Annotated in this window: 12 protein-coding genes; 1 reads left to right on the top strand and 11 read right to left on the bottom strand. The window is 54.8% G+C overall.

The genetic code is table 11. The annotated features are described in order from the left end of the window. The 11 genes from G463_RS0116160 to G463_RS0116105 form a co-directional block, all read right to left on the bottom strand. A partial coding sequence (locus G463_RS0116160; protein WP_026975985.1) for a tape measure protein occupies positions 1 to 2,933 on the bottom strand: 2,933 nt, incomplete at its 3' end. 213 nt (positions 2,934 to 3,146) lie between these two features. Continuing rightward, entirely contained in the window at positions 3,147 to 3,476 is a 330-nt protein-coding gene (locus G463_RS0116155; RefSeq protein ID WP_026975984.1) for a GTA-gp10 family protein, read from the bottom strand. Positions 3,477 to 3,533: 57 nt separating this feature from the next. Then, entirely contained in the window at positions 3,534 to 4,094 is a 561-nt protein-coding gene (locus tag G463_RS0116150; RefSeq protein WP_026975983.1) for a major tail protein, read from the bottom strand. Between the two features lie 3 nt (positions 4,095 to 4,097). Further along, the gene (gp17, locus tag G463_RS0116145; protein ID WP_026975982.1) at positions 4,098 to 4,457 is read right to left on the bottom strand and encodes a tail completion protein gp17; all 360 of its coding nucleotides are present in this window, start codon (positions 4,455 to 4,457) and stop codon (positions 4,098 to 4,100) included. After that, complete coding sequence (locus G463_RS0116140; protein ID WP_245575932.1) at positions 4,454 to 4,855, bottom strand: HK97-gp10 family putative phage morphogenesis protein; 402 nt, start codon at positions 4,853 to 4,855, stop codon at positions 4,454 to 4,456. The genes gp17 and G463_RS0116140 overlap by 4 nt, the downstream gene beginning before the upstream one ends. After that, positions 4,848 to 5,183, bottom strand: a complete 336-nt coding sequence (locus tag G463_RS0116135) for a phage head closure protein (RefSeq protein ID WP_026975980.1) — start codon at positions 5,181 to 5,183, stop codon at positions 4,848 to 4,850. Before G463_RS0116135 ends, G463_RS0116140 begins: the two co-directional genes overlap by 8 nt. Further along, complete coding sequence (locus tag G463_RS0116130) at positions 5,180 to 5,476, bottom strand: head-tail connector protein (protein WP_035487791.1); 297 nt, start codon at positions 5,474 to 5,476, stop codon at positions 5,180 to 5,182. The genes G463_RS0116135 and G463_RS0116130 overlap by 4 nt, the downstream gene beginning before the upstream one ends. Before the next feature lie 42 nt (positions 5,477 to 5,518). After that, complete coding sequence (locus G463_RS0116125) at positions 5,519 to 6,682, bottom strand: phage major capsid protein (RefSeq protein WP_026975978.1); 1,164 nt, start codon at positions 6,680 to 6,682, stop codon at positions 5,519 to 5,521. 26 nt (positions 6,683 to 6,708) lie between these two features. Then, the gene (locus G463_RS20990) at positions 6,709 to 7,341 is read right to left on the bottom strand and encodes an HK97 family phage prohead protease (RefSeq protein WP_051322387.1); all 633 of its coding nucleotides are present in this window, start codon (positions 7,339 to 7,341) and stop codon (positions 6,709 to 6,711) included. Continuing rightward, positions 7,286 to 8,575: a phage portal protein gene (locus G463_RS20985; RefSeq protein WP_084171826.1), complete on the bottom strand. Its 1,290-nt coding sequence runs from the start codon at positions 8,573 to 8,575 to the stop codon at positions 7,286 to 7,288. The genes G463_RS20990 and G463_RS20985 overlap by 56 nt, the downstream gene beginning before the upstream one ends. Before the next feature lie 212 nt (positions 8,576 to 8,787). Then, positions 8,788 to 9,369, bottom strand: coding sequence for a terminase TerL endonuclease subunit (locus tag G463_RS0116105; protein WP_026975976.1), 582 nt, complete (start codon positions 9,367 to 9,369; stop codon positions 8,788 to 8,790). A 12-nt stretch (positions 9,370 to 9,381) separates the two neighbouring features. Here G463_RS0116105 and tnpA point away from each other — a divergent pair. Beyond that, positions 9,382 to 9,637: IS66 family insertion sequence element accessory protein TnpA (gene tnpA, locus G463_RS0116100; protein ID WP_026975975.1), on the top strand; the 256-nt coding region annotated here is incomplete at its 3' end.

The following is a 9,637-nucleotide window of genomic DNA, read 5'->3' as shown; positions in this document are numbered from 1 at the left end:
CAAAGCTCGGTGTTCAGGTCAGCGATCTTGTCCTTGACCTGTTGCACCAAGTCAGCCTGAGTCTTCGGGTTCAGTTTCTTCAGTTCGGTCTGCAGACTGTTTATGGACGACTGGATGGACTTGAGCTCCTGGCTGTACGTGTCCCCAATCTGCTTCGCCACAGAGGATGTGTCCTGGCCAGCATCTTTGAGATACTGCATCTGCGCCTGCAATGTCTGGATCTGCTTGTCCGTCGCGGACGTAGCATTGTCGGCTGCATTGAGCAGGTTGGTGACGGTCGTAGTGGCTTGGTCCGCCTGCGCAGTCAGCTGTGTCAGGGCGTCCCGGTCGTTCCACCACTGCACGGCCAGTTGCGAATACTGGTCTTTGAGCTGCGCAATGTCATCCGCATTTTTCTTCGGATTCAGCTTTTTGATCTCGGCACTGATAGAGTTCATGGCGGACTGCAGTTGATTCATCTGCGCCTTATAGGCATTGACCAGTTCCTGCGTAGTCTCCGTAACGGCTGCCGTGTTCCCCTGATCCTTTCGGAATTGGAGGCGTGCCTGGAGCTGGTCGATGGTCTGTTGCGCGCCAGCAAGTTTTTTCTGCAGCCCGTCGATGAATGACTGCGCGATGCTCTGCCCTGCTGACTGAGCCGCCGACTTGCTACCGCTCGCGACATTAGCGAAGCTCGTCTTTATGGCGCTCGTTGTCGCTGCGGTCGTCGCCTTCGTAGGCGCGATAATCGGCAGAGGCATGGCCGCGCTGCCAATAGGCACCTTTTGCCCAGCCTTTCTCTGCAGGTCTTGCAGTGTGTCGTTGCCCCAATTCGTTTCTTCCATGCCGTTATTGATGACAGAACGCATGTTATTGAACGCCGCTTGCATCTCTGCGGCCGATTGATTGGCCTGATTGGTGATGTCGTCAGCACTGGCTTTTATGGCATCACGCACCCCGTTGAATGCCTTTGCCACACCAGGTGCTACATCGCCGATAAGACCGACCACCGGAGACACCGCGTTCATAACTGCGAGAATGGCTTTCAACACACCTGCGCGCACGTCATCGAACACCATCACGACAAAGTTTGCAAGGCCAGAAAACATGGACTTCAGTACCTGTATCACGCCTGCAGTCTTCTCCTGGATGCCGCCCCAGTCATTCTTCCATGCTGCATACAGTGCAGCACCTGCTGCGATCAAAGCGCCAATCGCTGCCGCGATGGCCCCAATCGGATTCGCGTCCATAACAGCATTCAGGGCAGCCTGGGCGACAGTAAGATCCTTATCCGCTTCCCGGAGTTTTTGGATCTGACCAATGAAGGCGGCAATACCGTTGGTCTTCATCAGAGCTTGCCATGCCGTTTGGGCAGCAGTCAGTTCGACCGTCGATTTCTTGAGCTCATTGAAGGCTGTGATGAATTTTGTGATCCCGGATATGTCGGCGAATGCACTGGTAATCTTCATCGCCGCAAAGCCTGCCCCGAGGGACACAATTAACCCCCTCAGGTTGTACAGTGTCGTGAACAAAGACTTCGCGGCATTGACAGCGGCCGTTATGTCATTGACAGCATTCGGCGGGATGATCGTCTTAAATGCCTGCGACAGAGAGCCAGTTTGCTCTAACGTTTGCCGAAATGTGTTGACTTTATCATTCAGCATCGGCAAAGCCGTATTGGTAAGCCAGTCGAAGGTCGGTTTCATGGCATCACCAAGAGCCCGATTCAACCCGTCCTTGAGGTTCCCCATCTGCGACGTGAAACTGCTGTTCATCTTTTGCAGCATGTTCGGGAACCGCTGTTCCATGCCTTGGATAAGGATCTCCGTCGCCTGGTCAGCTGGAACAAGTCCTTTGGATACCATCGCTTGCAGTTGAGGCACGGTCTTACCAATCGCCTGAGCAAGGATATTCCACGCCGGGATGCCCGCCTCTGTCAGCTGGAGCATGTCCTGCGCGTCAACCACGCCATGCGTTTTCAACTGACCAAGGGCCAAAGTAATGCGCTGGATACCGTCCGTCTGCAAGCCGAGTGCCGCCGCAGCATCGCCGATAGCTTTCATATCGGGCAGAATCTCTTTTGCTGAAAAGCCCATGGCCAGCATCTGCTTGGCAGCATTCTCCACACCGGTTAGGTCAAACGGAGTGGACTGCGCGAAGTCCGCGAGCTGTTGCAGCATATCCTGCGCCGCCTTCGCCGAACCAAGCAGCGTGGTGAACCCAATTTGGGCCTGCTGCATCTCCGAGTCGAACTGTATGCCAGCAGTTGCGGCATTCTTTAGCGCGGAAGTGATACCATTGATGCCCTGATAAACACCCGTGAACACCAGGGCAGACTTAACCGCATTGCCCAGGTACGAAAACATGCCACCCGTTCGTTCAGCGGAGTCAGATAGACTCTTCAGGCTAGACGCCTGCCGATCTGTGCCTGTACTGGCTTGGCGCAACTCATTTTCCAGTTCAGCCAGTGCGGTACGAGCGTTGTTGAGCTTGATCCGATTATTGTCGAGAGCCTTATCATCGGACTGCAAGGTCTGGATTTTGGCCTTGTAGTCTTTCTCCAGTTTTTCGATTTGGTCACTGAGAGCTTTTGCTTCGGCCGAATCCTTACCCATCGATGCCGACACGGCATCATACTCTGCACGCGCTTGCTCAAGTTGCTGAGCCACGGCCGCCAGTGATTGTCTGTGCTTCTCGATTCGGTCCTGGACAGATTGGATGGCCTTTTCATATGCAGCGACCTTCTGCTGTTGCAGGTCTATCTTTTGGGTCAAGGCATCGACCTGCAGCCGCAGAGAGTCGCTGGACTTACCAAAGTCACCCAACTTTGCAGCCGCAGCCTGGAATTCGGACTCAACGAGTTTCATCTGCCGGTTGATCTTCGTGATCCCGTCATTGAAATTGTCCATGTTGATTCCGAACGACACGAAGATGTCCATTACTTCTTGACTCACAAAATCACCCCTATAACGGCCAAACCTCGTCGATGAACGACAGCTGCGGCTGCTGTTTTTTCAATCCCAGAAATTCCTGATGTTCCTGCCAAAGCGAATCCAGTTCCCTTGGCGTCGAGCGCCAAAAGACACGCTCACTCTTCCGCAGAATGACCGTGCCCAGATACTTGAGCCAAGGCCAGTTCCACCCTTCGTCTTGCGGAGTGGCCTGGCTTACGAGTTTTTTTCCGTGGCATCCTCGGAGGCTTTCGGAAGCGCTGCTGTGATCGCTTCCGTAACTGCCGGCAGGATGCCCGTGAGATCTGCAAAGGACAACATAGAACCGACTTGTCGTTCTGTAAGTTTGGGATCCTCGTGGATAAGGCCCGCCCATACGATAGCGCGAACTGCCTTGAGTTTTTGTTTTTGAAGCTCATCAAAAGCCTGCTGCACAGTCCCGAATCGCTCTTCTAGTTCAGCAAAAGCGTTCAGGTCATATTTGAGTGTCCTCTCTTTTTCGAGGGTAATAGGGATAGGTTTCACCCGCACGTCGCTAACTGGCATCTTCTCGTCCTCCTCCAATCAAAAAGAGAGGGCCGAAGCCCTCTCTGTATTCACTGCTTACGATCCCGAAGTACCAGGAACGCTATTAAACCAAGTAGATCCCGTCGTGAATGTCGCGTTGTCCTCGTCGCCCACAGCCTGATATGCATCGTCATAGTTGCGGCGAACAAACGTGAAACTAAGCGTCGTCGTTCCGAAGTCCGGCTTGTCCTCCTTGGTCTTGAAATCCGCTTCCGGAACCTGTGCCTTTCCTTTAAGCATCCAGACATACAGGTCTTTTCCTGTGCTCTTCTGACTAACAAACCCGATTGCGACATACGGCGCAACATCGGTGGACTTCTTCAGCAACACGCCATCAGAACCAACGGTATGCCCGAGCAAGTCCGCTTGGATATCCACCGGAAGGTCGGAAAACTCGAAGTCCGCATCGATCTCACCGAGTGTCGTGGCAGTTTCCGCCGGTCCGTCATCCGCATACAGTGTTGCCGAGTTGCTTTTCGGCTGGATCTTGGCCGTGACAACGCCGGGAATCGGTTTAATGGTGCTGTAGGTGACACCTGTTTCGTCATCTTTTGTCAGGATGGCGTAGTGTACATTCCTCAAGCCTACCTGGGCCATTTTTCATCCCTCTGCTTTCGTTCGGTATCGGAGTGCTTTGTGGTACACCTGGACGTCATCCTCGTACAGCTCCGCCGTGCCGATCAGTCGGAATCCAATGGACTGCATCACACGGTCGACTGCAGCAGCAATGGCAGAGAAACTGCCTTTGGTCCAGATGTCTATCTGAAACTCAAATTGGGAGGCTATGGGCACGTCATCGGCATAATCCGAGTTGAAACTCGTCAACTCAAAGAACGTGATGCGCGGAAACTCGGTAGCATTGGGCGCTCGAATCTGATATACGCGCTCACCACCAAGCAGATTGACCAGTTCTGAATCTCCGATCAACGCACTCTTGATACTCTCTTTGAGGTTGATCATGACTGCAATCCCCTGGCCAATACTTCAGCAACCTTGTCGCGCGCCTCTTTGCTCTTTTCGGACGCTGCAGGGCCAAGAAACGGCCTAGCGGGCATCTTGGAAGTGCCCCACTCAAGGAACTTGGCGTAGAAAAACCGACTGTTATCGCCGCGCGTGGGGCCTATCTGGACATAACGATGCCCATCCTTATTGAGGACTCGGCTTATCTGGATATTGTCAGCCATGTGCTGTTTATCCGTCGGGCTTCTAGGCGCCCGATCTGCTGCCGCAGCGCGGATGACCTCGGCGCCCGCCTTCAGCGCATCACTCTCGACCCTTGCCGCACGATTTCCTAACTCTTGCACTCGTTCGAGTAGCTTGTCGAGACCTTGCAGGCTCAAAATCACGCCGTCAGCCACCGGCTTCCACCTCCCTGCAATAGAGCTGCAGTTCCCGATGTCGTTCTTCTTGGTCCACAACCGCCTCAATGCGGAACACGCGCCCGTGGTAGACGACTCGCATGCTCTCGGTCACGCCAGGCCGATACCGAATACGCACTTGGACAATCTTCTCGACCACATTGGCTGCGGCGCCGACAAACTCGTGCGCGCGCAAAGTCTGCGGCTCGACTGCCGCCCAAACGGTCACCACATCCTCCCACGCATCGTTGTCGGGAAGCCCCTCGTCGTCCACCACCTGAAGCTTTTGCTGCAGTGTCACTCTGTGGCGATAGTCTGCGGAGCTCATGGCGTATCACCACTCGTGTCCGTCGTAGCATCCGGCAACGTGTAACGCAGCTGCATCAAGATGCTGTCGAGGCTAAATGCCAACGCGGACGCACTGCCGACCGGCTCCCGATTCTCATACCAGTGGGAAATGAGCAACTTTGCGGCCAACTCATACAGCGCGGATGTTTTGTCGACGTCCGCGCCAACGGCATTGGCGATATACGAGTCAGCGGCGCCCATCATGCCCTGCAGCATGGCGTCGTCGTCTGTACCGTCAATGCGCAGGTAAAGCTTCACATCGTCTAAGGTCATGGGATCACCCCGCAACAAAGGGAGCCGAGTGGCTCCCCATTATCATGCAAGCTCCAGGCTGCCATAGATGGCCGCACCGGTATCCCACGCCTTTACGTCCTCGCGAACAATGACGCGCATCTTGGTGACGTTGTTCTCGAACGCGCCGCCGCCAATGTTCGTGGTGAGGATGCTGATTTCCTGACGGTCGAACACGACCACCGCGCTCTTTAGGTCACCAATGATGAACGGTGCCACGTTGTTCGTCGTGTCAGTCGGCAACAGGCGGTTCGCCATCACCACAATCGGCTTCCCGAACAGCAGATGGCTGCTCGGTTGGGTTGGGTTCGGCTGAATCAACGGACGGCCCATGCTGTCCTTCTGCTGGTCGAGATGGTTGAATCCATCCTGGTTGGTAACGATGATGGCGTTCTGGCTCAACATTGGATCCAGGTCGACATTCAGAGACGTCTTCACGTCGTCGATGCTGGCAAACGACTTACTCGTGAACGTCTTGAGCACGGCCAAAATCAGGCTATTGTCTGTGATGATGTCCTTCCGAGCAATCCATTGCGCCACGTAAGACAGGATGTTTTCCGGACTGTCTGCCAGGAGGTTGTTGGTCAGCGTCAAAATCCCGCCGTAATCCTTGATGGAGAATGAAACCTGAGTGACCTTCGGATTATCGAGGTCTTGAAGCGTCGTGTTCTCCGCAGCAATCTGCGCAAACGGAGTAATGTCAACGTACTTTTCAAGCACACGCGACCCGCCATTGGTGGAAACCGGTTCAGAGGTCACGTAGTCCTCAAGCGCGAGGTACTGACGTTTGATCTGGTTGATGGTCGTCTGAATGTCAGGCGGAATCAAGTAGCCGCCATCCTCACCTGACGACGAAGTCATGGCGCGTTGCTCCAACAGGCCTCGCTCTTCAACAGTTAGGCCTTTCCCTCGGAGCATCTTGACGAATGCTTCCTTGTACGCCTTCTCCCGCTCTTCCGCAGGCTTTTCGATATGCACCGCCGGGGCCTCGACAGGCTTGCGTTGCTCCACCTGTGCGCTCTCTTCAAGCGCACGCAGTTCTTCGAGCGCTTCAATTTGCTGCTTCAACGCAGTGGCCGCATCCTTGGCCGCGCGCGCCTCTTCCAGCTTTCCTTCCTCGGCCAAATTACGGGCTTCCTCAATCTTCGCGGCCATCTGCTGCCGCAATTCACGCACCTTCGGGTCCATTTGACTACCTCACTTTCTATTTTTGGCTATGAAAAAAGACCTGTCAGATAGCTAACAGGTCCAATTCTTTCTTTTTCGCGGTCGATGAGCGGCCTCTTCCGCTGTTCGACCAGTTTTTTCAATCGTTCCTTGCTACGCTGACCAACAACCGCCTCCGTATCCGGATATGCTGGTGTTGTCACCAGAGAGACATCGTAGATGGCCGCGAACTGGTTTATACGGCGCTGATAGAGGCCGGAATCCTCATCATATGACCACTCATCCCCATCCTCCGCGACTGTGAACGCAAAGGAACATTGGTTCACAACCCCTGCCCTCACGTTTTCCATCAGATCCTGCGCGTAACTAGTGTTCGTCGGGATGAACTGAAACCGAAGCCCTATGGCATCTACCTCCAGTGTGAGGCTGCCAACGTCCCCGGCCACAGTATTCCGCGCAAGCGGCATGCTAGGGTCATGATTGAATAGCGCAACCACATTGCTCATGTCCGCCCCATCCAGCGCACTCCGGCTGATAATTTCTTGGAACGGAAACCAAAAACCAATCGGGTCGCTCCACCGCTCAAACTTGAGCGCATAGCCGTCGATATACTCTTGGCCGCCATCACTCGCCGCTCGCAACTCCACCGGCGTCGTCAGGATGCGGATCTCCTTGTCCACCACCCTCACCTCCTTTCGGCGAGGTAATCTTCGCCGCGGCGTCCACAGGGATGTAGTTCAACGGGACGAAGTGCTTGTCTCCGTCTGGTCCGATGCCTTCCTGGTCCTCCAACGCAAGAATCTGGTTGATAGAGAAGGCGCCAATCTCCCACATTGCCTTATAGTACGCCGACCTGCTAGCGGCATCACCACGAAGTTCAGAGGTGAGATCAAACCGCGCGTAAAACCGTTTTTGCTCCGACTCAGTGAACAGCTTATACAGGATTTCCTGTTCCCACTGCGCAACGATGGGCTGCAAGGTGTTCTTGACGTAATCCAAACTCTGCTGCTCAATGTTTGAGAACGTCGCGCGGTCCAGCTGGTTGAGCTTGTGCGCCGGAATCTTGTACACCTTGGCAATCTCTAAGATGCCCATCTTGGTAGTCTCGATGAACTGCGCGTCAGCGAGGGGCATCCCGATGTTTTGGTAGTCCAACCCGGCATCCAAGATAGCGATTTTGTGCGCGTTGGTTAGGCCGCTGTTGAGTTTTTGCCATTCGTTGCGTGCCTTTTCTTTGGCATCCTTGTTAAGCGCAGTCGGCACCTTCAACACGCCGCGCGTCGCCGTTCCGTTCGCATAGAACGCACCAACAAATTTCTTGATACTTTGCTGAGTGCCAATCTCTTCGCGCAACACCTCAATCGGTGTGAGCCCTTTTAATCCGTTGCGGCTGATCATCTTCAGGTGAAAGACATCGTGCCAGGGCATGACCAGCATCTCGCCGGTCATTAGCGTGGTGTAGTACCAAATCTGTCCCGTCTCCAGGTCAATTCGCACGTCTGTCAGCGCTGGGTTGAGTGGCCACAGAGCTTTTGGACGGCCATCCCAGTTCCACTCGATGTAGGCGTATGCGTTGCCCCAAGTCACGAGGTGAACCTGCATCAGTTCCTTGAACGAGTAAGCGGACATATAAGGGTTTGGCCGGATGCCGAGCAGCTGTGACACCGGATGCGACGTGTCACGCTCCAACCCTCCGCCGCGGCTGCGTCGAAACACGTTGATCGGCAGTTTGCCGATATCTCCGCCCAAAATGCTCGCGCAAGCGTAGACATTCGGGTTGAGAATCGCCGTGTCCCCGTTCACGCGCTCGCCGCTGGATGTCTGTTCGCCGCCAAATAGGTCCACAAGCCAGCCCTGCGGGTTAAAAAAGTCCGAATCAGGCAGTGAACTGAGCAACAGGTCCCGGAAAAACATCCGTTATCACCCCCTTTTTGGCGGCTTGCGCGTGTACTTGGCGAGTAACACCGCCAAACCGCACAGAATCACCCCAATCACGTATAACCCGGCGATAAAACTGAGCAAAAAAGTAGCCCAGCAGATAACTGCTAGGCCAGAAAGCACCAGAATATCGTCTCCGAACGTCAGGAACAGCCTTAATAAGGCCCGGAGTATCGTCATAACACACCTCAGAACGAAAAGTCGTCACTCAGGATATGGGCGTTCAGGTCAATCGCACCGGCGCTCGTCACCGCCCGGGAGAAGGCGTTGATGACCGCGGCAATGGGGTCAATCCGGTTCTTGGAGCGGTCTTTGGCGAGCATGATATTTTCCTGACTGTCCATCTTAACGACTGCATTGCCTACCGCCCAGGTCAGCAGCGGGTCATTTTCATGCAGGACGTTGTTTTGAAGGACTTCCGCTCGGAACCGCTTCGTCGGCTCCGACAATTGACGGATGGACTGCGGTATTTCGACCACATGGAAGCCCTCCGCTTCCATGTTCTGCGCGAAATGCGTGGCGTTCCACTTGTCGAAGTCTACTTCCCGCACTTGATGGCCATCATCTCTCAGTTTGCAGATAAAGGACTCCACAAAACTGTAGTCCACCACGGCGCCAGGCGTCACGTAGAGCCACCCCTGTTGCACCCATAGGTCATAAGGCACCTTGTCCGTCTGCCGACGCTCCATCAGTTTATCTGTGAGCGTCAAATAGCGCACACCTAGCGCCAGGCCCTCTTCTGCGAGATGATCCCCCCAGAATCCAATCATGGAGGGATCATCGTGACGAAGGCCGAGTTGGCAGAGCTTCGTGAGCTTTGGCGTGCCCGCGTGGCGGATTTCCGTGCCAGTGGACAAACTGGCGCGGCGTGGTGTGCTGCCCACCAGATCAAGGAGCACCAGCTGTGGTATTGGGTGGGCAAGTTTAAGGCAGAAGCGCAGGAGCGGTCGGCGTCGGAGCCACAACCCCGTTTTATCCCGGTGCATGTCCAGGAAGCCGACAAGGATGCGCACACGTCCCTGTCTGTACGTGTCGGAC

The sequence above is a fragment of the Alicyclobacillus contaminans DSM 17975 genome, assembly GCF_000429525.1.
Lineage (GTDB): Bacteria > Bacillota > Bacilli > Alicyclobacillales > Alicyclobacillaceae > Alicyclobacillus_A > Alicyclobacillus_A contaminans.
The sequence above is the reverse complement of the archived record's forward strand: the minus strand, read 5'-3'. Positions and strand labels throughout refer to the sequence as shown.

Excerpts from the sequence above, each read along its gene's own strand:
- G463_RS0116150 (WP_026975983.1), bottom strand. The coding sequence starts at position 4,094 with ATGGCCCAGGTAGGCTTGAGGAATGTACACTACGCCATCCTGACAAAA.
- G463_RS0116105 (WP_026975976.1), bottom strand. The coding sequence starts at position 9,369 with ATGATTGGATTCTGGGGGGATCATCTCGCAGAAGAGGGCCTGGCGCTA.
- G463_RS0116135 (WP_026975980.1), bottom strand. The coding sequence starts at position 5,183 with ATGAGCTCCGCAGACTATCGCCACAGAGTGACACTGCAGCAAAAGCTT.
- G463_RS0116130 (WP_035487791.1), bottom strand. The coding sequence starts at position 5,476 with ATGACCTTAGACGATGTGAAGCTTTACCTGCGCATTGACGGTACAGAC.
- G463_RS0116155 (WP_026975984.1), bottom strand. The coding sequence starts at position 3,476 with ATGCCAGTTAGCGACGTGCGGGTGAAACCTATCCCTATTACCCTCGAA.
- G463_RS0116125 (WP_026975978.1), bottom strand. The coding sequence starts at position 6,682 with ATGGACCCGAAGGTGCGTGAATTGCGGCAGCAGATGGCCGCGAAGATT.
- G463_RS20985 (WP_084171826.1), bottom strand. The coding sequence starts at position 8,575 with ATGTTTTTCCGGGACCTGTTGCTCAGTTCACTGCCTGATTCGGACTTT.
- gp17 (WP_026975982.1), bottom strand. The coding sequence starts at position 4,457 with ATGATCAACCTCAAAGAGAGTATCAAGAGTGCGTTGATCGGAGATTCA.